Source organism: Solirubrobacter soli DSM 22325 (genome assembly GCF_000423665.1).
Taxonomy (GTDB): domain Bacteria; phylum Actinomycetota; class Thermoleophilia; order Solirubrobacterales; family Solirubrobacteraceae; genus Solirubrobacter; species Solirubrobacter soli.
The window spans coordinates 676,708-703,134 of the sequence record NZ_AUIK01000001.1; the positions used below are offsets into that span (position 1 = coordinate 676,708).

Sequence of the window (26,427 nt, forward strand, 5' to 3'; positions counted from 1 at the left end):
TGGACAAGGTGCTCCACCTTCGGTCACTCAAGCTGCCGCCAACGCTCTTTGCGCGTTTCCGGATGCTGTTGCTCGTCCTCGCCGAGGTCGGGACGGTCAGCGTCGCCTTCATGTCGGCGTTCACCTCGCCGTCGATCCCCGAGAAGTTCACGGGCGTGCTGCTCTCGCTGGCGCTCGGGATCTACTGGATCCGCGGCTACAAGCGCGGATCGTTCTCGGTGGCGCTGGAGCCGCTGGAGGCGGCGGCGATCTTCCTGATCCTGCGCGTGACCCCGGGCGACCCGCTGCTCCCGGTGCTCGGCCTCGCCTTCCGCAGCCTCTACGGCGGGCCGCTGTTGGCCGCGGTTCGCTACGCGTTCTACCTCGCGGCGCTGTTCGGCGGCCACATCGGCCGCGGGCAGCTGCAGTTCGACGGCGACGTCACCCGCGCGATGGGCCTCGCGCTAGCCCCGATCCTCTGCCAGTCCCTGTCGGTCGCGCTGCGCGCCACGGAGACGATCCAGCGCCGCCTCACCTCGATCGTCCAGAACTCCACCGACGTCGTCACGATCGTCGGCGCCGACCTGCGCATCCGCTGGCAGGCGGCCTCGATCCGAGGCGTGCTCGCCCAGGACCCCGACGCGCTCGTCGGCAGCCCGTTCGGAGAGCTGATCCATCCGGATGACCGCGCCGCGCTCGACGGCTACTTCGCCGAGGCCGCCGGCAAGCCCGATCACGCTCGCAACCTGACGCTGCGCCTCGCCCACGGCGAGGGCGGCTTCCGCGACTTCGACGTCGTCGCCGCCAACCGCCTGCACGACACCGCGGTCGACGGCTACGTGCTCAACATGCGCGACGCGACGGACCGCCGCGAACTGGAGTCGGAGCTGCGCTCGCTCGCCGCCCAGCGCGAGCACGACGCGATGCACGACCCGCTGACGGGCCTCGCCAACCGCCGCCGCCTGTTCGCCCGCCTCGAGGAGACCACCGCCGCCGCCCGCGCCGCCAAGACCAAGCTCGGGCTGATGCTGATCGACCTCGACCACTTCAAGGAGCTCAACGACACGCTCGGCCATCAGGCGGGCGACCGGCTCCTGCGCGAGATCGGCCCGCGGCTGGAGGCCGGCGTCCCCGACGCCGAGCTGGTGGCCCGCGTCGGCGGCGACGAGTTCGCGGTGCTGCTCAAGCCCGGCACGACCGTCGAGGACGCCGAGGACATCGCCGCGCGGCTCGCCCGCGCCATCGAGGAGCCCTTCCGCTTCCAGGGCCTGACCCTGCTCGTCCGCGCGAGCGTCGGCATCGCGATGTTCCCCGAGCACGGCCGTGACGTCGAGACGCTGATGCAGCGCGCCGACATCGCCATGTACTCCGCCAAGGCGCGCGGCGTCGGCGCCGAGGTCTACAGCGCCTCGCGCGACGGCCACTCGCGCGCCCGCCTGGCGCTGATCGGCGAGCTGCCCGACGCGATCGAGTCCGGCCAGGTCGTCGTGCACTACCAGCCCAAGTTCAACCTGGAGACCGGCCGGGTCGCCGGCGCCGAGGCGCTCGTGCGCTGGGACCACCCGCAGTTCGGCCTGCTCGGCCCGGGCGCGTTCCTGCCGCTGGCCGAGCAGACCGGCCTGATGCGCCCGCTGACCCTGCGCGTGCTGGACGACGCCCTCGCCCAGTGCGCCGCGTGGCGCGACGAAGGGCTCGACCTCCCCGTCGCCGTCAATCTCGGCGCGCCGAACCTGCTCGACCTCGGCCTCCCCACGGACGTCCACGAGCTGCTGGCCAAGTGGGACGTCGACCCGGGCATGCTCCAGCTCGAGATCACCGAGACGATCGTCGCCGCCGACCCGGTGCGCGTGATCGAGATCATGAACCGGCTCGGCGAGCTCGGCATCTCGCTCTCGCTCGACGACTTCGGCACCGGCTCCTCGTCGCTCGCCTACCTGCGCGAGCTGCCGGTCCAGGAGCTCAAGATCGACAAGTCCTTCATCCTCGGCATGGACGAGGATCGCGAGGCGGCCACGATCGTCGAGACGATCGTCGACCTCGCCCACAACCTCGGCCTGCGCGCCGTGGGCGAGGGCATCGAGACCGAGGAGGCCTACCGCCTGCTCGCCTCGAGCGGCTGCGACTTCGGCCAGGGCTTCCTGATGGGCCGCCCGATGCCGGCCGCCGAGCTCACCGCCCTCGCGTCTCGCGAACCCGTGTCGCGGCTCTAGCCGCCCGGCTTCACGACCATCAAGAAGACGGCCAAGACGATCAGGAAGCCCGACAGGGCGCCCATCGCGCCTTCGCGCTGCGCCTGCCTCTGATAGTCCTCCGAGAGCGTCGTCGCGCCGTCCGCGAGCTCCTTCTCGGCCATCGCCGCCAGTTTGCGGTCGGTCGGGATGAAGTACGCGCCCTGCAGGCCGCCGAGGACGATCGCGATCACGAAGGTGATCCCCAGCCACGGCTTGCTCATCAGGTCGGCGTCGACTCCCTGGTAGATGCCGGTGATGATCAGCAGCAGCAGCGCAGGCGATGCGAGCTTGCGCAGCACCTCGATGTTCATCCGGTGGATGAACGGCATGTAGCGGACGTCCAGGCGCATCGCGAGCGGGAAGGCCACCGAGAGCGCGAACGTCGCTCCGAGGCCGACGACGGCGCTTGAGATGTGCAGCCAGAGCGAGATGTTGTAAAGGCTGAAGTTGGCGAGCACGACCCGGGACCCTATTCGCCGAGCAGGACGTTTGCGGTCGCGAGAAGCTCCTCCGGCTCATGAATGATCCGGTCGGCGCCGGCCTCGCGCAGCTCGTGCGGCGTCCCGATCCCCCACGTGACGCCGATCGCCGGGATGCCGTGAGCCTGGGCGGCGAGGACGTCGAAGGAGCGGTCGCCGACCATCACGGCGCGGGTCGGCCCCAGCTCATGGAGCGCGCGGCCGAGCGTCTCGGTCTTGCCCTCGGCGCGGGCGGCCAGGTCCGGCCCGGCGACGACGGAGAAGTGGTCGCGCAGGCCCATCGCCTCCAGCAGCGGCTCGGTGAGCGCGAGCGGCTTGGAGGTCGCGACCGCGAGCCGGTGGCCGTCGAGCGCCGCCAGCGCCTCCGGGATGCCGGGCGAGACCGTCGTCTCGGTCAGCGAGGCAGTCCTGTAGCGCTCGCGGTAGCCGTCGATGCAGGCGTCGACGATCGGCGCGTCGTGGGCGACGCCGAGCAGCTCCCCGAAGCCATAGGCGAACGGCGGGCCGATGTACGGCAGCAGCTCCTCATCCGGGCGGGTGGGCAGGCCGAGCTTGGAGAAGGCGTAGTTCACGCAGGACAGGAAGACCGCGCGCGAGTCCACGAGCACGCCGTCCAGGTCGAAGATCACGGTCGAGTTCATCGCCCAGGATCCTCTCAGGGTTCTCGCAGGCGGCTCTCGGCGACCGACCCGATTCTCATGGCATGCCCTCCGCACTCGCCCAGGAGAAACTCGCCGCCCGCGCCCGCCGGATCTCGAACCTCCGCAAGCGCATCGTCGCCTCCGTCCTCGCCGCGTTCGTCCTCGCCTGGGGCGTCGTCGCCTTCGACGGCTCGATGGGCGCCGAGACCACGACGGTCGCCTCGACCGGCACGACCGCAACCTCCACCGACACCACCACCTCGACGGACACCAGCTCCTCTACCGCTTCGACCGACACCTCTTCGCAGCAGAGCTCCTCGTCGCAGGACGACGGCTCGACGATGAGCACGAGCCAGTCATGAACGAGCCCGGCTTCCCGCAACGAGGGACCAACCGTCGGGTTTCGGGCGTCCCGGGGGTGGCCCCGTGAGCGAGCACGCGTTCTGGATCACGAGCCGCGCCGCGGGCATCATCGCCCTCCTGGTCTCGAGCCTGGCGGTCGCGGTCGGCCTCAGCCGGCGCGGAAAGGACTGGCGGATCGTCCACGAGTCGCTCTCGCTGGCGACGATGGTCGCGCTCGCGGTTCATGCGCTCTCGCTGCTCGGCGACTCGTATCTCAGACCGAGCTTGGCCGACCTCACGATCCCGTTCGTCTCCGGCTATGAGCGACTGTGGATGAGCGTGGGGATCGTCGCCGGCTGGGCGTTCGTGATCCTCGGTCTCTCCTACTACGTGCGAGCCCGGATCGGCATCCAGCGGTGGCGCGTCCTGCACCGCTTCACCGCGCTCGCCTGGGTGCTCGGCATCGCCCACGCCCTGATGATGGGCACCGACGCGGGCACCGCCTGGTTCCTGCTCGCCGCCGGCCTGTTCGTCGTCCCCGCCGGCGCGCTGCTCGTGCGCCGCTTCACCCCGACCACCCCCGTTCCCGCATGAGATTCACCTGCTTCGGATCACGCTGCGGCGTCTGGGCCACGACCACCGAGGCCGAGGAGGAGGCGCGGCGCTGCCTGGAGAACTGGCACATGCGCTTCAGCCGCTTCATCGCGACCTCCGAGCTCAGCCGCCTCAACGCCGACCCGCGCGACGTCGTCCCCGTCAGCACGACGATGACCCGCCTGGTCGAGACCGTGCGCGAGGCCGCCGAGGCCACCGGCGGGCTCGTCGACGGGACGCTGGTGGGCGAGATCGAGGCCGCCGGCTATCTGGGCGACCTCGGCGCGCCGCTGCCGCTCGAGCTGGCGCTCGGGCTCGCCCCGCGCCGCCGCCCCGCCGCGCCGAACCCGGATGCCCGCTGGGACGAGATCCTCGTCGACGGCTGGGAGATCCGCCGCCCGCGCGGCGTGCGCTTCGACAGCGGCGGGCTGGCCAAGGGGCTGTTCGCCGACCTGATCGCCGAGCGCCTCGGGGACGAGTTCGCCGTCGACTGCGGCGGCGACCTGCGCTTCAGCGGCGCGCCTCGGCGGCTGGAGGTCGCCGACCCGTTCGGCGGCGCTCCGCTGGAGGTCTTCGAGCTCGAGCGGACGGCCGTGGCGACGAGCGGGATCGGCCGGCGCAGCTGGCTCGGCCCCGACGGACGCCCGGCACACCACCTGCTCGACCCCGCGACCGGACGCCCGGCCTTCACCGGCGTCGTCCAGGCCACCGCGCTCGCCCCGACCGCCGTCGAGGCGGAGTGGCGGGCCAAGGCCGCGGTCCTGAGCGGACCCGACCGTGCCGCGGACTGGCTCGAGCACGGCGGTGTCGTCGTGCTCGACGACGGCACGCACTTCACCATCCAAGGAGCACGACATGAACAAGCGAGCGTTTAGACGCATCGCGGTCTTCGCGAGCGCCGCGGCGCTCACCGGCGGCGCCGTCGCCGGCTGCGGCTCGGACGCCGCGACGACCAACGGCACCACGCAACAGCAGCAGAACGGGCAGCCACCGCAAGGCGGCGGGATGGACTTCAGCGCGCTCGCCACCGAGCTCGGCGTGTCCACCGCCAAGCTGCAAGCTGCCATGCAGAAGTTCATGCCGCAGCCGGGCGAGCAGGGGCAGCGGCCCTCCGGCGGTAGTCCCGGTGACATGGCCGCCAATCTCGCGAAGGAGCTCGGCCTGAGCGAGTCGAAGGTCAAGGCGGCGCTGGAGAAGGTGATGCCGCAGGGCGGGCCGCCCAACGGAGGCCAGGCTCCCCCGAGCGGTACCCCATCCGCCGCAACCACGTCGTAGGGATAACGCCCGATTCGCGCTGGCGGAGATCCGCCAGCGCGGGGGCGTTCCCCGCGGCAAGCTCGCGGCAAGGGGCGGGCAAGGCCGGAAGATGAGAGTTCCGCGCCATGCTCCCACGTCTCACCCTCGTCGCGGTCGCGCTCAGCCTCGTAGGCGCAGCGCCCGCGGCGGCTGACTCGATCGCGTACATCCAGAACAACGACATCTGGCTCGCGACGCCCGACGGCGCCCGCAAGCAGCAGGTCACCCACACCGGCGGCTACTACTACGTCTCCCAAGCCGACGACGGCACGATGGCCGCGCTCGTCGGCGGCGAGAAGATCCAGAAGCTCTCGCGCACCGGCCAGGTGCTGGCCGAGTTCTCGACCTACGTCTCGGACGGCTCGCCGGTCGGCGGTCCCGTCACGCAGTTCCACGGTCCGTTCGACCCTGAGATCTCGCCCGACGGCTCGAAGATCGCCTTCGAGTACTTCAACGACACCTACGACGCGGCGCCCGGGTGCAACGAGCTGACCGTCCCGCCCTGCTACGCCTACACGCAGAGCCAGGGCGTCGGGATCACGAACTCGACCGCGTTCACCGGCGTCGACGCGTACGGGCTGCTGACCGGCTGGGTCGCCCCGCACTGGGTGTCCAACGACATCCTGCTGCGTTCGTCGGCGGGCGCGAACCTCAACGACGACGCGGTGTTCTCGACGGTCGGGACGCCTGGTATCGACCCCTGGTTCTATGACCCCAACCAGGGCCTCGGCGTCAAGGACGTCGAGCTCTCGCGCGACCAGCAGACCGTCGTCGGCATCGCCGGCTTCTACGACGAGAAGCTGCGCGTCTACCGCACGACCATGTCGCCCTTCGGCGCCCCCGACTGGGACCACACGCCGTTCACCAACCACGAGAACGTGCCGGTCGCCCAGCAGTGCTACGAGCTGCCGGGCAAGTTCGAGAGCACCACGCTCGCCCCGAGCAGCAAGGCGATGGCCTACAGCACCGCCGAGGGCGTCTTCGTGGCGGCGATCCCGGACGGCTGCGCGCCGGGCGCTCCCGGCACGCTCGTCTTCCCCGGCGCCAAGCACCCGGACTGGGGCGTCGCCGACGTTCCGCCCGCGTCCGCGTTCGAGACGGCCACGCCCACCCCGGCCGACGCTCAGCCGCCCGCGACGCGCAAGCTGACCCTCTCCGTGTCCCGCTCCGGCAAGGTCACCGTCACCGTGCCGGGTCCCGGCAAGGTCACCGTCACCGCCAAGCGCAAGGCGCGCACGGTGGCGAAGGTGTCCAAGACGGCCAAGGCCGCGGGGAAGGTCACGTTCAAGCTCAAGCTGCGCGGCAAGGTCACCGTCACCGCGAAGCAGGGCGGGTTGACCGCGAAGAAGGCGCTAACAATCCGGGCATGACACTGGAAGGAACGGTCGCGCTCGTCACGGGCGCGAGCAGCGGCATCGGCGAGGCCACCGCGCGCGCCCTGACGGCCCAGGGCGCGAAGGTGGCGCTCGTCGCGCGCCGCAAGGACCGGTTGGACGCGCTCGCCGCCGAACTCGGCGGCCTGGCGATCGAGGCCGACGTGACGGATCGTTCGCAGGCGATCGCCGCCGTGGAGAGCACGGTGGGCGAGCTCGGACGGCTCGACACCGTCGTCAACAACGCGGGCGTGATGCTGCTCGGCGACCTCGTCGACGCGCCGGTCGAGGAGTGGGACCGGATGATCGACCTCAACCTCAAGGGCCTGCTCTACGTCGCCCACGCGGCGCTCCCGCACCTGTTGCAGTGGGCGCAGGCAGGGCCGCGCAACGTCGCCGACCTGGTCAACATCAGCTCGGTCGCCGGGCGCCGGGTCGGCCAGGGCGGCGGGATCTACCAGCTGACCAAGCACGGGGTCGGCGTCTTCGCCGAGGCCCTGCGCCAGGAGGTCACGGCGCGTCACGTGCGCTCGTCGCTGGTCGAGCCGGGCGCGACCGAGTCCGAGCTGGTCATGCACGTGCGCCCGGAGGTCCGCAACAACCTCAACCCCAACACCTACAAGATCCTCGAGGCCGGCGACATCGCCGACGCCGTCGTCTACATCGTCACGCGTCCCCGCCACATGGCGGTCAACGAGATCCTCATCCGTCCGACGGAGCAGGTGCGCTGACGACGGCGATCGCCTCGACCTCGATGAGCCGGCCCGCCTCGGCCAGCGTCTGAACGCCGATCAGCGCGTCGGCGGGCTTGTGAGCGCCGAACGTCGCCTGGCGGGCGGCCTCGATCACCGGGATGTACTCCGGGCGCATCCCGGGCACATAGATCGTGAGCTTGGCGACGTCCTCCGGCCGCGCACCGGCCGCCGCGAGGGCGTGGCCGACGTTCTCGAACGCCTTGTGCGCCTGGACGCCGAGGTCGCCGGGACCCACCAGGTTCCCGTGCGCGTCCTCGGCGACCTGGCCGGCGATGAAGACCAGCGTGCCGGGGCTCGCGACGACGACGTGCGTGTAGGTCTGCGGTGTGGCGAGCGTGCCGGGGTTGACGAGGCGCAGCGTCACGGCCGGCCGCTCACGGCCAGCGTCTGGTTCGCGTAGCGGGCGTCGCCGGTCACGTCTTCGCCCATCCACTCAGGGGCGGTGAAGGCGTGGGCGGCGGCCTCGTCGGCGAACTCGACCTCGGCGGTCAGCAACCCTTCGAGCGCACCCTCGTAGACGTCGACCTCGGCGGTGAGGCCCCCGTCAAGCGGGACGAGGTAGCGCGTCTTGACCACCCTCCGGCCCTCGGTCAGCGGCCACAGGCGGTCGAAGTCGGCCGCGTCGAGCGCGACCTCCTCCTCGCCGCGCGCGAGGCCCTTGCCGGTCTTGACCGTCAGCGTGTGCTTGGCGCCCTTGCGGCGGACGCGGACCTCGGCGCCGGCGGGGTCGAGCGCGAGGTAGCCCTGCTCGAGACGATTGGACTCGTGCGCGTCGAGCCCGTCGGGGCGCGCGCTGAGCCGGTACTTGCGTTCGACCTCCATCAGAGCTCCTCTCGAAGACGTTCGGCGATCGGCTCCGGGAAGGGCGCCGCGCGGCCGCTCGCGTAGTCGTAGCCGACGAGCGTCCCCCAGCCTTCGGCGACGAGCCGCCCGTCACCCTCGCAGACCATCCGGAACGCGATCCTCACGCTCGAGCGGCGCAGCTCCTCGGGGCGCACGTCGACCCGCAGGTCTTCCTCGTAGAAGCCCGGCGACGCGAAGCGCACGTGGGTCTCGGCGAAGATCATCCCGAAGCCGCCGGCGCGCCCCATCGGGTCGATCGCGGGGAAGAGCCCGCGCATGTAGGCGACGCGGGCGCTCTCGAAGAACTGGTGGACGGCGACGTTGTTCAGGTGCGCGTTCGTGTCCAGATCGCCGTAGCGGATCCGGTCGCGGAACGAGTACCGCCAGCCGTCAGCGTTCAACCGGGATCACGAGCCGGACGGCAGTGCCACCGCCGCGGGGCGAGTCGACCGAGAACGCGCCGCCGACCGCCGCGGCACGGTCGGCCAGGGTCTCGAGGCCGCCGCCGGGCTTGACCGCGGCGCCGCCGATGCCGTTGTCGCGGAACTCGATCGTCAGCTGGTCGCCGCCGTCGGCCACACGAAGCTCGGTCTCGGTGGCGTGGGCGTACGCGCCCGCGTTGGCGATCGCCTCCGCCACGACCAGGTAGGCCGTCGTCTCGAGCATCGCCTCGAAGCGCCGCCCGGGAAGCTCCCGCAGCTGCACGGCCATCGGCGCCCGCGCCACCAGCACCTGCAGCGCGGCCGCGAGGCCGCGCTCGGACAGCACCGCGGGATGCAGCCCCCGCGCCAGCTCTCCCATCGCCGCGCTCGCCTCCATCGCGTCGGCCAGCACCTCGGCCAGCAGCGCCTCCTCCGGGGAGCCCGGGATCGCGCGCCCGCAGGCGACGCGCAGCTTCAGGGCGAGGGCGACGACGTGCTGGTGCGCGCCCTCGTGGAGCGCGCGCTCGAGGCGCCGGCGGGCCTCGTCGCCGGCCTCGACCAACCGCGCCCGGGAGGCGGCCAGCTCGGCGCGCGCTTCGGCATTGGCGAGCGCCTGGGCGAGCAGGCCGCAAAGCCCGACGAGCCGCCGCTCGCACCCGGGCGGCAGCGCCTCCTCGTCCGCCCCGGACGCCACGAGCACGCCCCACGCGCTGCCGTGGCGCAGCACCGGCGCCGCGACGGTCACCTGCAGCCCGGCCTTCTTGAGCGTCGCCGGGACGTCGCCCTTCGAGCTCGCGGTGTAGACCATCCGCGCCGGCAGGAGCGTCGCCTGCGCACGCCCGATCGCCGTGGTGTCGCGCTCGAAGTCGAGCTCGGCGTTGACGGGCAGGCTGTGGGTCCCGCCGTTGCGGTGGACGCCCACGATCACGGCCCGTTCGCCGCCGATGAAGCGCATGACAGCGCCCGCGTCGACGTGCAGCAACTGCGAGACCTCGGCCGAGACGGCGCCGAACAGCGAGTCCAGCGGCTCGTCCCTGGCCACGAGCATGGCGATTCGGAGCAGGGCCGCCTGCTCTTGCACGACCTGGATGTCCTCGACACCCCGGACCAACATCCCCGCAGTCTCGCGGCTTGGCGTCACCGCCGCAACTCAGAGACCCGGGGGGTGGCGGGCGACGAAGCCCGCGGTGCTGCGCATCTGGCTCGTCCAGCGGGTGCCGCCGCCGGAGAGCGCGCTGGTGTCGTAGCGGCGGCCGTCGACGACCATGAACGCGTGGCCGGCGTTGGCGTAGACCGTGATCCGGCGTCCCGGGCCGGGCTCGCCCCAGCTCATGAAGCCGGTGGAGTCGAGTGAGCCGTTGAGGAGGCCGCCGGCCGCGAGCGCGTAGGAGATCGAGCCGGAGCAGTCGTAGCCGCCGCTCGCGCCGCCGTGGCCGCCGCCCCACACGTAGGGCGTGGTGGCGATCTGGTTGGCGGCGGCGACCACGCGCGCGACCACGTCTCCGCCGCCACCGCCGCCACCGCCCGTGTTGCCGCTCATGCCGGGCGCCGCGCTCGTGGCCGAGGCGGCCATCGCCGCGCGCCGGGCGGCCGCGCGCTGCCGGCGCTCGATCGCCGCGATCCGACCCTGGACCGACGCGAGCTTCGACGCGCTGGCGTTGCGCTTGCGCAGCTGGTCCTGCTCGCGGTTGAGGAGCGCGGTGCGGATCGCGTCCGCCTGGTTGCGGTCGTCGTCGGCCTCCCGCGCGAGCTTCGAGTAGGTCGTCCGCAGCTCGGTGAGGTCCTTCGTCATGCCCTTGACCTTGATCCGCGCGTCGCGCGTGTCGCCCAGCACGGAGGCGTTGCGGCGCGCGATCCTGCGCAGGAACTCGAAGCGCTCGACGAGGTCGGTGAACCCGTCGGCGTTGAGCACGACGGTGGCGAACGTCGGCTCGCCGTCCATGTAGTTGTGGCGCAGGTTCTCGGCGAGCGTCTTCTCCGCCTCTGCCTGCTTCTTCTCCAGTCGCGTCAGCCGCACGCGGGTGGCGACGAGCTTCTTCTGCGTGTCGTCGAGCTGCGTGCGCCGCTTGCGCGCCCGCTCGTCGAGCACGGCCAGCCGGCGCTCGGCGTCCGCGAGCCCTTCACGCGTCGCGGCGATCCGCGACTCCTCGGCCTTGACCGCGGCCTTCAGCCGCGACGCCGCGCTCCGCAGGCCGTCCTGCGCGTTGGCGGGCGCCGCGAGCGCCAGGATGAGTGCCGCCAACGGCAGCAGGAGACGACCGATCCGCATTTCGAGGCCTCGACCCTAGTTCCTGCCGGGCCACAAACCTGCAAGCGGTCGTGCAGAAGGGTGCGGCCAGCCCCCCACCGCACGGCGATCACCCCACCTTTAGACGCCTGCCAGCCCACTGATCCGAAAGGGCTTCGATTGCGAATATTCATCTTGCAATGACGCTCATCGCCAACAGCCCCCGTCGCCCCGCCTCGCACGCGTTCACCACCCCCGTGGTGCGCGAGGTCGAGCGTCCGCGCGCCTCCGCCGGCTCAGCCTGGTAGCTGCTTCTGATCGCCGACGGCGTAGGCCTCGGCGAGCCAGGAGCGGACCTCCGGGTCGACGTCCTCAGGCGCTCGCAGGACGAGCCGGTGGACGTAGTGACGCGGAGGGATGAACTCCACCCGCAGCCGCTCGCTCTCCACCGCGCGCAGCAGCACGAAGTGGACGTTGAGGTGCGTTCGGCGCGGCCGCTCCACCGCCGCGAATCGCATCCGCGTCTGGAACGTGATCCGCGACTTGGTCGCGTTGACCGTCACCGGCCCGTTCAGCTCGGCCGCGCTCAGGTAGGCGTCGAAGACGGCCCGCATCCCGGGCGCGGCCTCGAAGTGCGAATCGAGGTCGACGACCGCGCACGAGTGCGGCATGTTGCGGCTGACGAACGTCTGGCCGCAGGTCTCACAGCGCCACAGGTCGGGCTCGGACGGCACCGACGACCACGATCCCGAAAAGCCCGGCGAGGAGCAACTCGCCGACGTAGGGATCGGTCGACTCGATCTGGTTCTCGGCCACAGGGTCCGTCACGTTGGCGGGAACGACGTTCGGCGCGAGCCGCGGCAGCGCGGCGTAGGTCCCGACCGACACGACGAAGACCGCCAGGCACGTCACGAACGCCGTGCTGAGCGCGCGCCGGCGCGCGGCGACCGCGGCCAGGCCGATCACGATCAACGCCCACTGCGGGTGCTCGCGCACGGTGGCGGAGAGCAGCAGCGCGCCCCACCAGATCAGCCCGGCGGCGAGCGCGCTCACCGACGGGTCGGCGTACGCGGCGGCGAGCAGGCACGTCAGGGTGACGGCGCCGACGATGACGAGCCCCTCGGGGTCCGCGCCGTGGCCCGGACCGCTGAACATCAGGGTGGGCACGGCGAGGACGAGGGCGAGCGTCGCGACCCGCAGCCAGGCCGCGGACCGGGTGAACAGCGCCCGGATGCACCCGAGCGCGAACCGCCGGCGGGCGCGCGGGTCGTCGATCGCCGCGAGCTCGGCGAGCATCGCCTGTCCCCAATCGCCACGCGCGAGCATCCGGATCACGAGCGCGGTCATGCCGGCCTCAAGCTCGCGCCGTGGGCGGGAACGCCGATCTCGGCCGCGGCTCGCTCACCCGCGCCGGTGATCCGGTAGAGGTGCCGCGGTGGCCGCCCGGCGGGCGGGTCGCTCTCCCATCCCGCCTCGAGCAGCCCGCGTTCGGTGAGCCGCATCAGGATCGGATACAGCGTGCCGGCCTCGAGCCCGACCTCCTTGCCGAGCTCGTAGCCGTAGCGCGGTGCCGCCGGATCGCGCGCGAGCGCGGCGAGCACAGCGACGGTCTGCGGTGAGGGGCGACGGGCCATGACGCGGAACTCTATATAGGTAGAGTTCCGCGTCTACAGGACCATCGTCCAGGGTTCAGCGAACCGTGAAGACCTGCTTGTTGTCGCTCTGCGACGACGAGTCGCCCGCGTAGACCTCGATCGCACCGGGCTCGACGCGGTACTTGCCCTTGTTGTCCCAGAAGCCCACGTCGGAGGCGTCCAGCTTCCAGGTCACCGTGGTCTTCGCGCCCGGCGCCAGCGTCACGCGCTGGAAGCCGCGCAGGCGCCGCACCGGCTGCGACAGAGACGCAACCGGATCGTGGATGTAGAGCTGCGCGACGTCGTCACCCGCGACCGCGCCCGTGTTGGTCACGTCGACCGACGCGGAGATCGAGCCGCGCGACGACATCACCGGCGAAGAGAGCCGCAGGTTGTCGACCTTGAAGGTCGTGTACGAGAGCCCGTAGCCGAACTCGTAGAACGGCGCGCAGGAGCCGATGTCGCGGTGGCGCGAGTTGTACTTGGACGTCGCGTCACACGGGCGGCCGGTCGGCTCGTGGTTGTAGTAGATCGGGATCTGCCCGACGTTGCGCGGGAAGGAGACCGGCAGCTTGCCGCCGGGGTTGACCTTGCCGAACAGCACGTCGGCGACGCCGTTGCCCGCCTCGACGCCACCGAACCACGCCTCGAGGATCGCGGGCGAGGCCGCGTCGACCTTGCTCAAAGTGAGCGGACGCGAGTTGAACAGCACGACCGCGAACGGCTTCCCGGTCGAGGCGACCGCGTCGATGATGTCCTGCTGCTTGCCGGGCAGGTCGAGGTTCGAGCGCGACTCGGCCTCGCCGCCCATCTCGCGCGTCTCGCCGACCGCGATGATCACCTGGTCGGCGGCCATGGCGGCGGCCTTCACGGCGGCGACGTCGACCGTCGAGCACTCGCCCGCCGGATCGTCGAGGTCGTTGTGGCTCATCGTGCAGCCCGGCGTGTAGGTCGTGTTCGGGTTCTGCTTCTTCATTCCAGCGAGCAGCGAGACGGCATCGTTGTCGTCGCCACGCCCCCACCACGGGCCGAGCATGTCGTGCGCGTCGTCGCCCAGCGGCCCGATCAGCGCGGTCGACTTCGACGGCGAGATCGGCAGCACCGGCCCGTTGTTCTTGAGCAGGACGACCGACTTGCCCGCGGCCACGCGCGCCGCCGCGCGGTTGGCCGGCAGCAGTTGCTTCTTCTGCGCGTCGGCGACGTTCACGTACGGGTGATCGAAGAGCCCCGCGCGGAACTTGATCCGCAGGATCCGGCGCACGGCGTCATCGATGCGCTGCATCGACACCCGCCGCTGCGCGACCAGCTGCGCGCCGAAGTCGCGGTAGTTGGTCGAGACCATCTCGGAGTCGGTACCGGCGTTCAGCGCCTGCGCCGCGGCATCGGGCCCGTCCTCGGCGACGCCGTGCCCGCACGGCCCGTCGTTCGGGTTCACCGGCGGGCAGGCGCGGGTCTCGGCGACCGCGGTGTAGTCGCTCTCGATGAACCCGTCGAAGCCCCATTCGCCCTTGAGCACGTCGGTTTCGGTGAACGGGTTCGAACAGCCGGGACGGCCGTTCAAGGAGTTGAACGAGCACATGACCGTGTCCGCACCCGCGTCGACCGCGGCCTTGAACGGCGGCAGATAGACGTTGCGCAGCCGCGCCTCGGACATGTCGGTCGTGTTGTAGTCGCGGCCGCTCTCCGGCTGCCCGTAGGCGACGAAGTGCTTCACGCTCGTCACCGTCTTGTCCGGCGCCGAGTAGTCGCCGCCCTGCGCGCCCTTGACCCGCGACGCGGCCATCACCGAGTTCAGGTACGGGTCCTCGCCCGCGGCCTCGACGATCCGGCCCCAGCGGGGCTCGTGCGAGACGTCGACCATCGGCGAGTAGATCTGCTTGATGCCGACCGCCGCGGACTCGAACGCGCCGATCTTGTGGTCGGCGAAGGCGACATCCGGGTCAAACGAAGAGGCCGTCGCCAGCGGCGTCGGGAAGATCGTCCGGAACCCGTGGATCGTGTCGAACGCGAACAGGATCGGGATGTGCAGCCGCGACTGCTCGACGGCCATGTGCTGGTACTTGTCGATCAGCGCCGGGTCCGTCTCACTGAACACCCCGCCGATCGGCTTCTTCGCCTCGTCCGGGTTCGCCTTCATCTGCCCATCCGAGAGCAGCGTGAGCTGCTGCAGCTTCTCATCGAGGGTCATCTGCCGCAGCAGCCGGTCGACCTTCTGCTCGATGCCGCGATCACCCCCTGGGCGCTGGCCTGCCAGCGCCTGCTCGTCACCCGTGCGTGACGCAGCTCCGGCGCCCGCGACTCCGAGCGCGCACAACGCCATCGCCGCTCCCACGGCGATGGGGACACGACCCCTGCGAGACATGGCACTTCCTCCCAACGACTCAGACAGCCGGTCGATCCCCACATGTTCGGTCGTGCAAACCACGGGGTACGGACCCTGCGGGAAGTCCACGCGTTGGGAGGCGCTCATGAAGTCCAGGACCCTCGCGGCAGTGCTTGCGCTGCTCGTGTTCATGCCGGTGGCGAACGCATCGGCCAACGGAGGAGATCTCCGTCAATACGCCGAGACGACGTGGGCGTCGATGGCCGCGATGACCGACGATCAGTCGGGCCTGCCGGCCGACGTGCTCAACGCCGACGGCACGACCAGCGTCCAGACGTCGACGACGAACATCGGCGCGTACATGTGGAGCGCGGTCGCGGCCGAGCGGCTGGGGATCATCCGCAAGCAGGAGCTCGTCGCGCGGCTGAGCAAGACGATCACCTCGCTCGAGCACATGGAGCGCTACGGCAACACCGGCCAGTACTTCAACTGGTACGACCACCACACCGGCGCGAAGCTCCTCAGCTTCCCCGACAACCCGAACTTCCACCCGTGGCTGTCGTCGGTGGACAACGGCTGGCTCGCCGTCGGGCTTCGGATCGTCGAGAACAGCGTCCCGCAGCTGCGCAAACGCGCGGGCACGCTGTTCGACGCCATGGACTGGGGCTTCTACTACGTGCCCGACCGCAACGCCGTCCTGTTCCACTACCAGCCCGAGCCGCTCGACGCGCCCTGCTGCTACGACACCGTCGTCAGCGAGTCGCGGATCGTCGACTACCTCGGCGTCGAGCGCGGGCAGCTGCCGCAGAAGTCCTACTTCAGCCGGCACCGCACGTTCCCGGACACCTGCGACTGGTCGTGGACCGAGACCAAGCCGGTCGGCGGCGTCACCCGCAACTACTTCGGCGTCGACGTCTTCGAGGCGGGTCTGCCGTACGCCGGCATGCGGGTCGTGCCGTCGTGGAGCGGCAGCATGTTCGAGGCGCTGATGCCCGCCCTGTTCGTCCCGGAGGAGAAGTGGGCTCAGCGCTCGTGGGGCATCAACCACCCGCTCACCGTCCAGGCGCAGATCTACCACGGCCTCAAGGAGGCCGGCTACGGCTACTGGGGCTTCTCGCCGTCGAACAAGCCGGAGGGCGGCTATGACGTCTACGGCGTCGACGGGATCGGCTCGGACCCGAACGGCGGCGCGTCCAACGAGGACAAGACGCTGATCGATCACGGGTTCGGTGACTGCCCCGGCCGTCCGGCGGTGCCCGATCCCCCGCAGTCCGCCTACACCAACGGCGTCGTCACCCCGCACGCCTCGTTCCTCGCGATGCGCTACGCCCCGCGCGAGGCGCAGGACAACCTGCGCAAGCTCGCGCGGGACTTCCCCGGCCTCTACACGAAGTGGGGCTTCCGCGACAGCGTGAACGTCCAGACCAAGCGGGTCTCCGGCGCCTACCTGTCGCTCGACCAGGGGATGATCATGGCCGCGCTCGGGAACGCGCTCGGCGACGACGTACTGCGTAAGGCCTTCGCCGACCGCGATCTCGAGCGCGCCGTGCGCCCCGTGATCGGAGTGGAGCAGTTCAGCGCTGGGCGGTGACCCGATAGCGCTCCGCCGGCTCGCGCCGGGACATGTTCGGCACCAGCGCGAGCCGCGCGGCCTCGAACGCGTCCCAGTCCGCGCGGTCCGGCAGCGACAGGATCGTGATCAGCTCGCCGGCGTCCAGGCCGGCGAGCGCCGCGTCGACCGCGTCGTCGATCGGCATCACGATCTCGGGGTCGAGGTGCTCGAGCGGGAGGCCTGACTTGTCCCAGAGCTCGGTCCCGACGGCGCCCGGCATCACGGCCTGGATGCGCATGTCGGGCTGCTCGGCGGCCAGCACCTGGGTGAAGGTCAGCGTGTAGGCCTTGCTGGCCGTGTACGTGGCCATGCCCGGGAGGTGCAGGATCGGGACGACGGACGCGATGTTGACCAGCGTCCCGGTCCGACGTGCCGCATAGGCCTGAGCGAGGCGGGTGAACGCGGACACGTTGAGGTCGATGACCCGCTGGAGCTCGTCCGGGTCGGCGTCCGCGACCGGGCTGGCGTAACTCATCCCGGCGTTGTTGACGAACAGGTCGATGTCGGCGAGCCGATCGGCGACGCGGGTCACGTCCGCCGGCACCGTCAGGTCGGCGACGAGCACCTCGACCTGCGTGGGCAGGGTCGCGGCGAGCTCGCGCAGCTTGTCCTCGCTGCGGGCGACGAGGACCAGGTCGTAGCCGCGGTGCGCGAGACGGTTGGCATAGACGGCGCCGAGCCCTGAGGAGGCGCCCGTGATCAGAGCTTTAGATGTCATGCGTCATCTATAGCACGATAAGATGATGAATGACAGCTATATGGCACGATCTTCACGAAAAGACACCGAGAAGCACCGGCAGCAGGTGATCGACGGCGCGGCCACGCTCCTGCGCGAGCGCGGCGTCGACGGCGTCAACGTCGGCGCGTTGATGGCCGAGGCCGGCCTCACCCACGGCGGCTTCTACCGCCACTTCGCCTCCAAGGACGAGCTCGTCCGGCTGGCGCTGGAGAAGGCGATGGCCGACCAGACCGACTGGCTTGCGGCCCAGAGCGAGCAGGGGCTGATCGACTTCTACCTCTCCCCGGAGCACCGCGACGACCCCGGCCACGGCTGCACGATCGGCGCGCTGGGGTCCGAGGTCGGCCGCGCCGGTGAGGACGAGCGGGCGGCGTTCGCGGAGGGGGTCAGGCGCTACATCGACACGTTCGCCTCGCTCTCGGGCGTCGAGCGCGAGGAGGCGCTCGCGCGCTACTCGACGATGGTCGGCGCGCTCGTGATCTCCCGCGCCACCGCGGGCGACCCGATCTCCGAGGAGGTGCTCGGGGCGGCGCGGTCAGCGCTCGCTCATGGGGAGTAGCGCCTATGTAAGGACGGCGGGTGCCCGTGGCACGGTGGAGTCATGGGTCTCGTCCAAGCGCTCCGCGACCGCCTCGGCCCGCCGTACACGGTGCGCTGGCTGGCGCTCTACACCGCGGCGCGCCTCACCGCCTGGGCGATCGCGCTCGCGCTGATGCTGTGGGGCGGGATCGCCCGCGCCGACGCGATCCTGCTGCTCTACGGCCCGCTCAGCACCGCCGCGCTGGCGGTCTCGCCGAAGCTGCGCCGCTCGCCGGTGGTGTGGGCGGTCGACGTCGCGGCGACGCTCGCGCTCGTCGTCGACTCCGGCGACTGGCGCAGCCCCTACTACCTGCTGTGGCTGGTCGCGCTGGCGTTGCCCGCCGCCTACCTGCCGCTGCGCCACGCGGCCTGGCTCGCGCTCGGCGCGCCGATCGCGTTCCTGTTCGTCGCGATCTGGGGCGGCCCCGCGCCGGGCCATCTCCAGGTCACCTCCACCGAGACGCTGGCGATCCACCTCTCGCTCCCGACGCTGCTCGTCGGCGGGCTGGCGTACGTGTGCGACACGCTGCGCCGGCTCTCGGAGGAGCGCTCGCAGCGCGAACGGCTGGCGATCGAGGCCGAGCGCCGGCGGATCGCCTGGGAGCTGCACGACTCCGCCAAGCAGCGGCTGCACGCCGCGCATCTGCTCGTGTCCTCGCTGTCCGGGCGCGTGGGTGAGCCGCTGGAGCGGATCGTCGCCCGCGCCACGGTCGAGCTGGAGTCGGCGGCGTCGGACATGGACTCGAGCCTGGCCGAGCTGCGCTCGCCGCTCGAAGGCCGGCGCTTGGACGATGCGCTGCGCGAGCGTGCGGCGGAGCTCGCGCCGGACGGCGTCCCGTCGATCACCGTGAGCGGCCGCGCGCCCGCGCTCCCGCCCTTGATCGGCGCCCACGTGTACCGGATCGGCTCCGAGGCGATCACCAACGCGCTGCGCCACGCCGACGCGCGCGTGATCGCGGTGCGCATCGACGCCGACCGCACCCACCTGCGCCTGCGCATCGCCGACGACGGCCGCGGGCTGCCCGACGAGCGCCGCCCCGGCGCGAACGGCCTGTTCGCGATGGAGAGCCGCGCCGCGACGATGGGCGCCACGCTGCGCTTCTCGGCGGCCGAAGACGGGCGCGGCACGGCGATCGACCTCGACGTCCCTCTCGACCAGAACGGAGTCCCGACATGATCCGCATCGTCGTCATCGACGACCATCCCGCGCTGCGCGCGGGCCTGCACACCGTCCTCGACGCCGAGCCCGGCATGGTGTTCGCGGGTGAGTGCGACGGCGATGAGGAGCGCGTGTGGCCGCTGCTGAACCGCACCGAGCCCGACGTGGTGCTGCTCGACTACCACCTGCCCAAGAGCGACGGCCTGCAGCTCTGCTACCGGATCAAGCAGCGGATCCCGGCGCCGCGGGTGATCGTCTTCAGCGCGTATGCGGGACCGGCGTTGTCGTTGCCGGCGGCTTTGGCGAAGGCCGACGGGCTGCTGGACAAGGGCGTCCCGGCGCGCGATCTGTTCGAGGCGATCCGGCTGGTGAACAAGGGGGAGCGGCTGTTGGAGCCGCCGTCGCGGGCCGTTCTGGCGGACGCCGAGTCGCGCCTGGGCGAGGACGACATGCCGCTGCTGGCGATGCTGCTCGACGGGACGCCGGAGCGCGACATCGCCCGCGTGCTGCGGGTCGAGCCGCGCGAGGTCCAGTACGCGGTCCAGCGGGCGCTGAGCGCGTTGCGGCTCGAGGTGCCGTCAGCGTGAGGCGATCAGCCGGCCGACGTCCGCGGCGTCGTCGGCGATCGTTATTCCGAGCTCGCGCAGGCCTGGGCGGGCGTCGATCGGGAGCGCTCCGCCCGTGTCCTCGTTGAGGACGCCGCCGAAGATCGTCAGGCCGTCGTAGCCGGCGCGCAGCTCTCGCCCGAGGGTGAGCGCGCCGCCGTTGTAGGAGCCGACGACGACGGCGTCGACGTCCTCCTGGGTCGCCGCCGCCGCGACCTGGGCGGGCGTGACGCCGCTCGCGAGCACGATCACGTCCGCGCCCTGCTGGGTGAGCGCCTTGGCGAGCGCGTCGCGGATGACGTCGTGGACCTCGAGGACGGCGAGCAGGACGCGGGTGCCGTCGAGGCGGGGCGTGTTGTCGGCGATCCGCGCCGCTTGTCGCGCGACCACGCCCGCCTTCCAGGTCGGGCGGCCGTCGCCGGTGTCGAGGCCGGCGGGCTGGATGCGCCTGAGGGCGAGCAGGACCTGCTCGGGGTCTTTGACGTCGACGCCGTCCGCTTCCAGCCGTGCGAGCGTCCGGTCGCGGAACGCGCGCGCGTCCTGCGCGAGCTGCGCGCCTTTCGCCTCCAGCGGCGCCCAGTGAGTCGACGGGCGGCGCGCTTCGCGCTCCACCTCGCGAGCGATCAGCTGGACCTCGAGGATCTCCTGCGCCGATGGGATTCGCTCGGCCTCGGTGAGTGGGACCGGGTTGATCGCATGGCCGGTGGGGCGGTGGAGCTGGGCGCCGATGTCGACCGTCAGGTACTCCCGCAGCACCCGCTCGTTGGCTGCGTGGTCGGCCGTGTAGTCGACGGTGTTGCCGTAGACCATCGTGCCGATCGAGTCGCGGTCGCGGAGGTCGTCGAGCGCGAAGTGGACGATCGCGCGGTCGTCGGGATCGGGGATCAGGCCGCCGTAGGAGTGGGCGAGCCGGGCGCCGAGGAGGCCTTGCACCACATAGAGCTCGAGCGCCGCCCAGCCCGCGTAGCCGCCGTAGTGGGAGAACTGGACGGCGGGGCCGTCGTCGAGGTAGGAGTGCACGAGAGCGCCGGGCGTCTGTGCCATGCGGCGTAGGGCGCGGGTGGTCGCGTGGGTGAGCTCGGCGTCGTCGTAGCCGCCCGGCGGCTCGAAGGCGAAGAACTGGCCGAGGTTGCCGATCGACGTGATGCCCGCGTCGAGCGCGGCGCGCGCGTTCTCCTCCCCCGCCGGCGTGCCGATCATGTGATCGCCGAGGTGCGGCTGGACGGGGAGCCTCGCGACCTCCGCCCAGTCGTCGGGCTCGAGCCGTGGGCCGGTCTCGCGCCGCGCGTCGGCTCGTTCGGCTGCCGGCAGCCCCATCGCGCGGTCGAGGCACAGGCCGAAGCGCTCGATCGTGTGGCCCTGTTCCGCGAGCTCGCCGTGCACGAGGCGGACGGCTTGCGCTGTCGCCGGCCAGTCGGTCAGGCCGACGTGCATGTGGAACGTGATCCGCCCTTGATCACGTGCGCGTTGCTTGAACTCGAGCTCGTGGGCGACGCCGTGGGCGGCACAGAACGCGGTCCGTTGCACCGCAGTACTTCTACAGGGTCGCGCGACACCCCATACGCCGGTCGCAGGTCACCGCGTCACTGCGCACCACGAGCACGAGGTCGTTGTCCTCGATCACCACGTCCGGCGGGTCGGTCGGCCGCCGCGGCGCCCCCCGAACCGGGGTGGCGCCGCTCAAAGCCGCAAGCGTCGGCGCCGCCACGCCGAGCACGAAGGCCCGGCGCGTCAGCACGTCACGGCGAGGTCGTCGACAGCGTGAACGTCAGCGTCTTCGCGTAGGTGCCGGTCCGCAGCGCATCGGTCGCGCCCACGTGCTGCTTGAAGCCGACCGTGACGACGTCGTTGGACACCGGCGCCGTCCACGCGGCCCGCGAGAACGTCACCTCCAGCGGCGACGGCAGCGCGTACGCCCCGTTCATCAGATGGCCGGGATCGGAGACGCTCAAGGCCGCGTCGCCGGCGCTCGAGATCACATTCGCGGTCGTCGACGCCGCGTAGTCCTTCGCGACCCCGGGGGTGAACGCGCCGAACGAGGGCGAAGCGCCGAGCGTCAGCGACAGCGTCGCGGGCACGGTGCCGCTCACCGGCGCGTCGACATGCGTCGACGCCGCATCCGACAGCGCGCCCGCCTCTTCCAGCGCCCGCATCCCGCCCACGACCGGGATCGTGATCTTCGACGCCCGCGCGTTCAGCGTGATCGTGGTGCCAGTGGTCCCGTTGCGCTCGAGGTTGGAGAAGTTCGCCATCAGCACGACGCCGATCCGGTGCCCGGCCGGGATCGTGTAGTCCACCGGCAGGATCGGGAACTTGAACCGGTACTCGGTCCCCACGACCGCCGGCACGTCCGCACGCAGCGAGTCGCGGTTCGACGAGTCCAGGATCCCGCGCGAGATCCGCCAGCCCTGCGTGGCGGTGATCGTGACGGTCGGCTTGATCGGCTGCTGGTAACAGGCGTCGTAGTCCATCACCTTGCCGTCCGGGCCGACGCGGGTCGAGGAGGAGCCCCAGCAGTCGCTCGGCGCGTCCGCCGGCGTGGAGATGCCGTCGGCCGTGCGCGTGATCTGTGTGCTCGGGCCGTAGTCGACCAGCATCGCCGAGAGGTTCGACTGCGGCTTGTCCAGCGACGCGCGCAGGTCGAGCTGCGGGGTGCCGGAGACGCGCAGGTCGGTCTTCAGCGTCGGCGAGAGGAAGACGCGGCGGTTGTTCTGCGTCGTGCCCGCGGCGATGTTGAGCGCGGTCGCCTCACTCTGGTTGGAGAGGTCGGTCCAGCGCAGCGTGTCGGCGTTGCCGCCCGCGCGAGCGCCGAGGAAGCCCGGCGTGGTCTGCGTGTCGCCCTGCAGGTAGACGTCGACGTCGGCGGAGCCGGGCAGCGGCCAATCCGCGTGCGTGGACCAGTTGTCCTTCGTGTCCTCGATGTCGACGCGCGGCTCGGACATGATCCCGTTCTGGACGCCGTAGAGCCAGTAGTCGAACCACTTGTGCAGCTGGTTCATCCACTCCGCCCGGCGGGTCATGAACGGGTCGATGTGACCCTCGCGGCAGATCCACAGCTTGCGTGGGACGTTGTTCTGCGCCAGGCCCGCCCACCACTCGGAGAACTGGTTCGGCTTGACGTTGTCGTCCTGCAGGCAGTGGGTGACGAACACCGACGCCTTGACCTTGTTCACGTCAGGCCGATAGTTGCGGACGTCCCAGAACGCGTTCATCGTGCCGTCCGCGTCGGCGTCGTTGGCGCTCAGCAGGTCGCGGATCGGCGCGCAGTAGGCCCGCCGGTTGGCGTCGGTGACGTAGTTGGAGAGGAACGCCGGATAGTGCGTTGAGCCGATCACACCGCCCATCCGCGAGTAGTCGTACCAGGAGGAGATCGCGCTGATCGGGACGATCGTCGTCAGCCCCTGGACGCCCGTCGCGGCGACGCCGTTGGGCAGCGTGCCGTTGTAGGAGCGGCCGATCATCGCCGACTTGCCGTTGTCCCAGGTCGCGACGACCGGGTCGGCCGTGCCGGTCACGGCCTTGTAGCCGGGGATGCGGCCCTGGAGCCAGTCGACCACGGCCTTGATCGACAGCACGTCGCTCGGCCCGCCGTTCACGGCGCAGCCGGTCGAGTTCGCGGTGCCGTCCATCTCGGCGAGGATCACCGCGTACCCGCGCGGGACGAAGTAGTTGTCGTACCAGAGCGGCCAGCGATCGTTGATCCCGTCGCCGTCGAGGTCGCCGATGCACTCGCCCACGAACTGGCCGCAGTCGGCCGTGTAGTACGGGCTCGGCGCGACGATCACCGGCACCGGATCGTTCGTCTTCGGGCGCATGATCTCGATCGCCGTGCGGTCCTCGACCCCGTCCATGTCGGAGTCCTGCCCGTTCGGGATGTACACCCGCTCGCGGATCGCCTGGTCGTAGTCGAAGACCGGAGCGGTCTTGCCGTCGACGATCGTCTGTGCGTGCGCGGCCGCCGGCAGCGCAAGGCTCACCAGAACGGCCAGCAGGATGCCCCTCATTGATGCTCCCCCCGGAACGTTGTGTCCTCCTCCGCTCCGGGACTCTGCACCCGCGGGCCGCCTGCGTCCAAGCGCGGCGCGTGGAGTTCTCTACACGGGCTTGGCCGCGAGGGCGCCGGCGAGGACCGGGATCAGCATCCGCTCGAGGTCATCCGGGCAGCAGCCGTCGAGATCCGTGCGCGCGGTGCCGGCCACGAGCCCGCGCAGGATGCCCGCGACACAGTCCCAGCGGAAGCGCAGTTCCGCCTCGGAGACGCCCGGAAGCGCCTGTCCGAGGCGTGACATCAGCTCGGCGTCGACGCGCGCGAGCGAGGCTTTGATCCAATCGCGCAGCTCACCCTCCGGGGCGCTCAGCGTGCGGTCGAAGATCCGCAGCAGCGCACGGTCCGGGCTGGTCGGGTCGCTCAGCGCGGCGATGATCGGCCGTGCGATCGCCCTCGCGACGTCCTCGACGGTCGCGTCGGCGTCGAGCGCCTGAAGCCGCGCGAGCTGCTCCTCGAGCAGGCGGGTGATCGCCGACTTGGCGGTCGCGCAGCACAGCGCCGAGAGCGAGCCGAAGTGGTAGCTGACGCTGGCCACGTTGGTGTCGGCCTTGGTCGTGATGTCGCGCAGCGTGACCGCGTCCTCGCCGCGCTCGGCGAGCAGGGTGAGCGTCGCGTCCATCAGCCGCTGCTTGGTGCGCGCGCCGGCGTCCTTGCGTCGGTCTGTGACGCTGTCCACACGTGTATTGAAGCAAATGCTTGAAGACTTTGCTTGCATGTGCAAAGGTAAATCAATCGCTTGATCATGCTTCGCCGACTCCACCCAGAACTGCTCTTCTTCCTCGCCGCGTACCTGCTGTACATCGGCGCGCGGTGGGTGTTCGCGGGCGACCCGGACGCCGCGCGAGAGCACGCGATGTGGATCGTGGGGTTCGAGCACTCGACGCACGTCTCGGTCGAGGGCTCGGTCCAGCGGGCGCTCGACGGCCCGTTCGTCAGCTGGCTGCTGAGCAACGTCTACATGGCGGCCCAGCTGGTGGTCCTGCCGGGGACGCTGTTCGCGCTGTACCGGTGGGCGCGGCCGGTCTACGTGAAGTTGCGGGCGACCGTGCTGGCGACCTGGATGATCGCGGTGCCGATCCACGGCCTGTGGCCGGTCGCGCCTCCGAGGCTGGCGGGCATCGGGATGGTCGACACCGTGAGCGACCAGCTCGTCTCGCTCTCAGGCCATTCGACGATCTTCTACAACGCGTTCGCCGCGGTGCCCTCGCTGCACGTCGGGTTCGCGTTCGCGATCTCGATCGCGCTGGCCTTCGCGCTGCCGCAGCGGTGGGCGAAGGCGCTCGCGCTCTTGTGGGGGCCGCTGGTGACGCTGGCGGTGATCGCGACGGGCAACCACTTCGTGTTCGACGCCGCGGCCGGCCTGGTGGTCACGGCCGCGGGGTTCGCGGTCGGCACGCTGCTGCCGCGCGTCGCGCACCACTGGTCGGACCCGCGCGCCGCCCTCAGTCCAGCGTGAGGTTGAGCGTCTCCAGCGCGGAGACGAAGTCGGGGTCGTCGGGCTCGATCGCCTCGTTGTCCTCGAGGATCGCGTCGAGCTCGGAGCCCTCGAAGATCCCCCAGTTGGCGAGCTCGTCGCCGAGCCGGCTCAGGTAGCGGATGCCCGCGAACGCCTCGGGGCGCTCGAAGACGTAGCGGGAGACCTCCTGCGTGAGCGCGCGGGGCGTGCGCTTGCGGATGTCGCCGGCGTCGAGGTCGTCGAGGCCGTAGTGGATGAGCCGGTGCGCCAGCGCGTGCCTCAGGTGGGCGAGCGAGCGCGAGTGGGAGATGTCGACGAAGTCGAGGCTCGCAGCTTCGGCCGCGCCGACGCAGCGGGTCTCGAGCCACTCTCGCGGCACCGTCGCCGCCGCGATCGTCGGGTGCTCGGGGTCGTCGTCGATGGTCGCCAGCTCGGCGATCAACTGGAGGTCGGCCCTGAACCGCGCGAGCGTCTCGAGGAACGCGCCGCGCCGCTGGCCCGCCGCGTAGAGCACGCGGTACTCGCCCTCGGGGTCGTCGTAGCGGTTGCCGAACGTGTTGTCCGGCCCGGCGTAGGTCCACGGCGCGAGCGCCCACGCGTCCGGCGCGCGGCCGACCCGGTGGAGCGGCCCGTCCGGCCGCACCACCTGCAGCTCGGGCTTCACCCCCCGATCAGGAACGCGCGCTCGGCGGCGACGATCGCCGGCCCGACCTCGTCCAGCGCGCCCTCCCTGAGCAGCCGCGCGGGCGAGCGGTCGTCGAGCTGCGGGTTCAGCCCCTGGAACCAGGCCTGCGCGATCTTCGGCGAGTCGGCGTTGGCGATCGGCAGCGCGACCCTGAGCGCGAACCGGAGCCGCTGCTGCACCTCGTCGCTCGGCGTGCGCTCGCCCTCCGCCCACTGGTTGACGGCGCGGGTCTCGTTCACGCCACCGAGGTAGGCGACGAGCTTCGCGCCGAGCAGTTCCCTGAGTTCGGTCGCCACGTCCTCGAAGTCGGCGCGCGTCGCGTGGGCGTGGGCGACGAGATCGGGACGAGCGTGGTCGGCAACAGCCATGAACCGAGAGTATCACGCCCCGATCCCGAGACAATCC

At 71.2% G+C, this 26,427-nt stretch carries 30 protein-coding genes; 12 read left to right on the forward strand and 18 right to left on the reverse strand.

From position 1 onward, the window contains the following. Positions 1 to 62 precede the first annotated feature (62 nt). A complete protein-coding gene (locus tag G569_RS57145; protein ID WP_053225759.1) occupies positions 63 to 2,189 on the forward strand; it encodes a putative bifunctional diguanylate cyclase/phosphodiesterase in 2,127 nt (708 codons plus the stop codon). Here the strand turns inward: G569_RS57145 and G569_RS0103075 are convergent. Both G569_RS0103075 and G569_RS0103080 read right to left on the reverse strand, forming a co-directional pair. Further along, complete coding sequence (locus G569_RS0103075; protein WP_028062327.1) at positions 2,186 to 2,668, reverse strand: DUF2269 family protein; 483 nt, start codon at positions 2,666 to 2,668, stop codon at positions 2,186 to 2,188. The genes G569_RS57145 and G569_RS0103075 overlap by 4 nt on opposite strands. An 11-nt stretch (positions 2,669 to 2,679) precedes the next feature. Continuing rightward, complete coding sequence (locus tag G569_RS0103080) at positions 2,680 to 3,330, reverse strand: HAD family hydrolase (RefSeq protein ID WP_028062328.1); 651 nt, start codon at positions 3,328 to 3,330, stop codon at positions 2,680 to 2,682. Between the two features lie 62 nt (positions 3,331 to 3,392). Between G569_RS0103080 and G569_RS0103085 the strand changes: the two genes are divergently transcribed. The 6 genes from G569_RS0103085 to G569_RS0103110 all read left to right on the forward strand — a co-directional run bounded on the left by G569_RS0103085 (position 3,393) and on the right by G569_RS0103110 (position 7,666). Next, positions 3,393 to 3,692 (forward strand): hypothetical protein, encoded by a 300-nt coding sequence (locus G569_RS0103085; RefSeq protein WP_028062329.1) that lies wholly within the window; start codon positions 3,393 to 3,395, stop codon positions 3,690 to 3,692. A 64-nt stretch (positions 3,693 to 3,756) separates the two neighbouring features. Then, positions 3,757 to 4,266: a ferric reductase-like transmembrane domain-containing protein gene (locus G569_RS0103090; protein ID WP_028062330.1), complete on the forward strand. Its 510-nt coding sequence runs from the start codon at positions 3,757 to 3,759 to the stop codon at positions 4,264 to 4,266. After that, a complete protein-coding gene (locus tag G569_RS57150; RefSeq protein ID WP_053225760.1) occupies positions 4,263 to 5,141 on the forward strand; it encodes an FAD:protein FMN transferase in 879 nt (292 codons plus the stop codon). The genes G569_RS0103090 and G569_RS57150 overlap by 4 nt, the downstream gene beginning before the upstream one ends. After that, on the forward strand, positions 5,122 to 5,541 hold the full coding sequence (locus G569_RS57155; protein ID WP_028062331.1) for a hypothetical protein: 420 nt from the start codon (positions 5,122 to 5,124) through the stop codon (positions 5,539 to 5,541). Before G569_RS57150 ends, G569_RS57155 begins: the two co-directional genes overlap by 20 nt. A gap of 107 nt (positions 5,542 to 5,648) precedes the next feature. Next, positions 5,649 to 6,932, forward strand: a complete 1,284-nt coding sequence (locus tag G569_RS0103105) for a TolB-like translocation protein (RefSeq protein WP_028062332.1) — start codon at positions 5,649 to 5,651, stop codon at positions 6,930 to 6,932. Next, a complete protein-coding gene (locus G569_RS0103110) occupies positions 6,929 to 7,666 on the forward strand; it encodes an SDR family NAD(P)-dependent oxidoreductase (RefSeq protein ID WP_028062333.1) in 738 nt (245 codons plus the stop codon). The genes G569_RS0103105 and G569_RS0103110 overlap by 4 nt, the downstream gene beginning before the upstream one ends. Here G569_RS0103110 and G569_RS0103115 read toward each other — a convergent pair. From G569_RS0103115 to bglX, 9 genes are all read right to left on the reverse strand, one after another. Then, positions 7,638 to 8,054 (reverse strand): RidA family protein, encoded by a 417-nt coding sequence (locus G569_RS0103115; protein ID WP_028062334.1) that lies wholly within the window; start codon positions 8,052 to 8,054, stop codon positions 7,638 to 7,640. The genes G569_RS0103110 and G569_RS0103115 overlap by 29 nt on opposite strands. Further along, positions 8,051 to 8,512, reverse strand: coding sequence for a CYTH domain-containing protein (locus G569_RS0103120; RefSeq protein WP_028062335.1), 462 nt, complete (start codon positions 8,510 to 8,512; stop codon positions 8,051 to 8,053). Before G569_RS0103120 ends, G569_RS0103115 begins: the two co-directional genes overlap by 4 nt. Further along, entirely contained in the window at positions 8,512 to 8,934 is a 423-nt protein-coding gene (locus G569_RS57160; RefSeq protein ID WP_053225761.1) for an acyl-CoA thioesterase, read from the reverse strand. Before G569_RS57160 ends, G569_RS0103120 begins: the two co-directional genes overlap by 1 nt. Beyond that, positions 8,924 to 10,069: a GAF domain-containing sensor histidine kinase gene (locus G569_RS0103130; RefSeq protein WP_028062336.1), complete on the reverse strand. Its 1,146-nt coding sequence runs from the start codon at positions 10,067 to 10,069 to the stop codon at positions 8,924 to 8,926. Before G569_RS0103130 ends, G569_RS57160 begins: the two co-directional genes overlap by 11 nt. A gap of 36 nt (positions 10,070 to 10,105) precedes the next feature. Beyond that, complete coding sequence (locus G569_RS57165; protein WP_053225762.1) at positions 10,106 to 11,224, reverse strand: coiled-coil domain-containing protein; 1,119 nt, start codon at positions 11,222 to 11,224, stop codon at positions 10,106 to 10,108. 254 nt (positions 11,225 to 11,478) lie between these two features. After that, complete coding sequence (locus G569_RS0103145) at positions 11,479 to 11,916, reverse strand: DUF5655 domain-containing protein (RefSeq protein WP_028062337.1); 438 nt, start codon at positions 11,914 to 11,916, stop codon at positions 11,479 to 11,481. Then, positions 11,885 to 12,529, reverse strand: coding sequence for a hypothetical protein (locus tag G569_RS0103150; RefSeq protein WP_028062338.1), 645 nt, complete (start codon positions 12,527 to 12,529; stop codon positions 11,885 to 11,887). The genes G569_RS0103145 and G569_RS0103150 overlap by 32 nt, the downstream gene beginning before the upstream one ends. Continuing rightward, positions 12,526 to 12,816: a PadR family transcriptional regulator gene (locus tag G569_RS0103155; protein ID WP_028062339.1), complete on the reverse strand. Its 291-nt coding sequence runs from the start codon at positions 12,814 to 12,816 to the stop codon at positions 12,526 to 12,528. The genes G569_RS0103150 and G569_RS0103155 overlap by 4 nt, the downstream gene beginning before the upstream one ends. A 55-nt stretch (positions 12,817 to 12,871) precedes the next feature. Beyond that, entirely contained in the window at positions 12,872 to 15,178 is a 2,307-nt protein-coding gene (bglX, locus tag G569_RS0103160) for a beta-glucosidase BglX (RefSeq protein WP_028062340.1), read from the reverse strand. A 106-nt stretch (positions 15,179 to 15,284) separates the two neighbouring features. Here bglX and G569_RS0103165 point away from each other — a divergent pair, with 106 nt between their 5' ends. Then, positions 15,285 to 16,730 carry a glucoamylase family protein gene (locus G569_RS0103165; RefSeq protein ID WP_028062341.1) on the forward strand — a complete coding sequence of 482 codons (1,446 nt, stop codon included), beginning with the start codon at positions 15,285 to 15,287 and terminating at the stop codon, positions 16,728 to 16,730. Here G569_RS0103165 and G569_RS0103170 read toward each other — a convergent pair. Further along, positions 16,714 to 17,469 (reverse strand): SDR family NAD(P)-dependent oxidoreductase, encoded by a 756-nt coding sequence (locus G569_RS0103170; RefSeq protein ID WP_028062342.1) that lies wholly within the window; start codon positions 17,467 to 17,469, stop codon positions 16,714 to 16,716. The two genes, G569_RS0103165 and G569_RS0103170, sit on opposite strands and share 17 nt — an antisense overlap. Positions 17,470 to 17,494: 25 nt before the next feature. Between G569_RS0103170 and G569_RS0103175 the strand changes: the two genes are divergently transcribed. From G569_RS0103175 to G569_RS45165, 3 genes are read left to right on the forward strand one after another with little or no spacing between them, the layout of a single operon-like run. After that, the gene (locus G569_RS0103175) at positions 17,495 to 18,049 is read left to right on the forward strand and encodes a TetR/AcrR family transcriptional regulator (RefSeq protein ID WP_211232897.1); all 555 of its coding nucleotides are present in this window, start codon (positions 17,495 to 17,497) and stop codon (positions 18,047 to 18,049) included. Positions 18,050 to 18,091: 42 nt separating this feature from the next. After that, the gene (locus tag G569_RS0103180) at positions 18,092 to 19,246 is read left to right on the forward strand and encodes a sensor histidine kinase (RefSeq protein ID WP_028062344.1); all 1,155 of its coding nucleotides are present in this window, start codon (positions 18,092 to 18,094) and stop codon (positions 19,244 to 19,246) included. Continuing rightward, the gene (locus G569_RS45165; protein WP_053225765.1) at positions 19,243 to 19,815 is read left to right on the forward strand and encodes a response regulator; all 573 of its coding nucleotides are present in this window, start codon (positions 19,243 to 19,245) and stop codon (positions 19,813 to 19,815) included. The genes G569_RS0103180 and G569_RS45165 overlap by 4 nt, the downstream gene beginning before the upstream one ends. On the opposite strand, the gene G569_RS57170 is transcribed toward G569_RS45165, so the two are convergent. The 4 genes from G569_RS57170 to G569_RS0103210 all read right to left on the reverse strand — a co-directional run bounded on the left by G569_RS57170 (position 19,807) and on the right by G569_RS0103210 (position 24,557). Then, a complete protein-coding gene (locus G569_RS57170) occupies positions 19,807 to 21,360 on the reverse strand; it encodes a cobalamin B12-binding domain-containing protein (protein ID WP_053225766.1) in 1,554 nt (517 codons plus the stop codon). The genes G569_RS45165 and G569_RS57170 overlap by 9 nt on opposite strands. Positions 21,361 to 21,370: 10 nt before the next feature. Then, positions 21,371 to 21,571, reverse strand: a complete 201-nt coding sequence (locus tag G569_RS0103200) for a hypothetical protein (RefSeq protein ID WP_028062345.1) — start codon at positions 21,569 to 21,571, stop codon at positions 21,371 to 21,373. A gap of 1 nt (position 21,572) precedes the next feature. Next, complete coding sequence (locus G569_RS45175) at positions 21,573 to 23,837, reverse strand: CocE/NonD family hydrolase (protein ID WP_053225767.1); 2,265 nt, start codon at positions 23,835 to 23,837, stop codon at positions 21,573 to 21,575. Between the two features lie 90 nt (positions 23,838 to 23,927). Next, positions 23,928 to 24,557, reverse strand: coding sequence for a TetR family transcriptional regulator (locus G569_RS0103210; protein WP_053225768.1), 630 nt, complete (start codon positions 24,555 to 24,557; stop codon positions 23,928 to 23,930). A gap of 66 nt (positions 24,558 to 24,623) precedes the next feature. On the opposite strand from G569_RS0103210, the gene G569_RS0103215 reads away from it, so the two are divergent. Continuing rightward, positions 24,624 to 25,337, forward strand: coding sequence for a phosphatase PAP2 family protein (locus G569_RS0103215; RefSeq protein WP_028062347.1), 714 nt, complete (start codon positions 24,624 to 24,626; stop codon positions 25,335 to 25,337). On the opposite strand, the gene G569_RS45180 is transcribed toward G569_RS0103215, so the two are convergent. Then, positions 25,324 to 26,001 (reverse strand): RES family NAD+ phosphorylase, encoded by a 678-nt coding sequence (locus tag G569_RS45180; protein WP_053225769.1) that lies wholly within the window; start codon positions 25,999 to 26,001, stop codon positions 25,324 to 25,326. The two genes, G569_RS0103215 and G569_RS45180, sit on opposite strands and share 14 nt — an antisense overlap. After that, on the reverse strand, positions 25,998 to 26,390 hold the full coding sequence (locus G569_RS0103225; protein ID WP_028062348.1) for a hypothetical protein: 393 nt from the start codon (positions 26,388 to 26,390) through the stop codon (positions 25,998 to 26,000). Before G569_RS0103225 ends, G569_RS45180 begins: the two co-directional genes overlap by 4 nt. Positions 26,391 to 26,427: the final 37 nt, after the last annotated feature.

What these genes read in the sequence shown, in the direction of transcription:
- G569_RS57145 (WP_053225759.1), top strand. Translation starts at nt 63, where the DNA reads ATGCTGTTGCTCGTCCTCGCCGAGGTCGGGACGGTCAGCGTCGCCTTC.
- G569_RS0103080 (WP_028062328.1), bottom strand. Translation starts at nt 3,330, where the DNA reads ATGAACTCGACCGTGATCTTCGACCTGGACGGCGTGCTCGTGGACTCG.
- G569_RS0103085 (WP_028062329.1), top strand. Translation starts at nt 3,393, where the DNA reads ATGCCCTCCGCACTCGCCCAGGAGAAACTCGCCGCCCGCGCCCGCCGG.
- G569_RS57150 (WP_053225760.1), top strand. Translation starts at nt 4,263, where the DNA reads ATGAGATTCACCTGCTTCGGATCACGCTGCGGCGTCTGGGCCACGACC.
- G569_RS57155 (WP_028062331.1), top strand. Translation starts at nt 5,122, where the DNA reads ATGAACAAGCGAGCGTTTAGACGCATCGCGGTCTTCGCGAGCGCCGCG.
- G569_RS0103105 (WP_028062332.1), top strand. Translation starts at nt 5,649, where the DNA reads ATGCTCCCACGTCTCACCCTCGTCGCGGTCGCGCTCAGCCTCGTAGGC.
- G569_RS0103110 (WP_028062333.1), top strand. Translation starts at nt 6,929, where the DNA reads ATGACACTGGAAGGAACGGTCGCGCTCGTCACGGGCGCGAGCAGCGGC.
- G569_RS0103120 (WP_028062335.1), bottom strand. Translation starts at nt 8,512, where the DNA reads ATGGAGGTCGAACGCAAGTACCGGCTCAGCGCGCGCCCCGACGGGCTC.
- G569_RS0103130 (WP_028062336.1), bottom strand. Translation starts at nt 10,069, where the DNA reads ATGTTGGTCCGGGGTGTCGAGGACATCCAGGTCGTGCAAGAGCAGGCG.
- G569_RS57165 (WP_053225762.1), bottom strand. Translation starts at nt 11,224, where the DNA reads ATGCGGATCGGTCGTCTCCTGCTGCCGTTGGCGGCACTCATCCTGGCG.
- G569_RS0103150 (WP_028062338.1), bottom strand. Translation starts at nt 12,529, where the DNA reads ATGACCGCGCTCGTGATCCGGATGCTCGCGCGTGGCGATTGGGGACAG.
- G569_RS0103155 (WP_028062339.1), bottom strand. Translation starts at nt 12,816, where the DNA reads ATGGCCCGTCGCCCCTCACCGCAGACCGTCGCTGTGCTCGCCGCGCTC.
- bglX (WP_028062340.1), bottom strand. Translation starts at nt 15,178, where the DNA reads ATGTCTCGCAGGGGTCGTGTCCCCATCGCCGTGGGAGCGGCGATGGCG.
- G569_RS0103165 (WP_028062341.1), top strand. Translation starts at nt 15,285, where the DNA reads ATGAAGTCCAGGACCCTCGCGGCAGTGCTTGCGCTGCTCGTGTTCATG.
- G569_RS0103170 (WP_028062342.1), bottom strand. Translation starts at nt 17,469, where the DNA reads ATGACATCTAAAGCTCTGATCACGGGCGCCTCCTCAGGGCTCGGCGCC.
- G569_RS0103175 (WP_211232897.1), top strand. Translation starts at nt 17,495, where the DNA reads ATGAATGACAGCTATATGGCACGATCTTCACGAAAAGACACCGAGAAG.
- G569_RS0103180 (WP_028062344.1), top strand. Translation starts at nt 18,092, where the DNA reads ATGGGTCTCGTCCAAGCGCTCCGCGACCGCCTCGGCCCGCCGTACACG.
- G569_RS45165 (WP_053225765.1), top strand. Translation starts at nt 19,243, where the DNA reads ATGATCCGCATCGTCGTCATCGACGACCATCCCGCGCTGCGCGCGGGC.
- G569_RS45175 (WP_053225767.1), bottom strand. Translation starts at nt 23,837, where the DNA reads ATGAGGGGCATCCTGCTGGCCGTTCTGGTGAGCCTTGCGCTGCCGGCG.
- G569_RS0103215 (WP_028062347.1), top strand. Translation starts at nt 24,624, where the DNA reads ATGCTTCGCCGACTCCACCCAGAACTGCTCTTCTTCCTCGCCGCGTAC.
- G569_RS0103225 (WP_028062348.1), bottom strand. Translation starts at nt 26,390, where the DNA reads ATGGCTGTTGCCGACCACGCTCGTCCCGATCTCGTCGCCCACGCCCAC.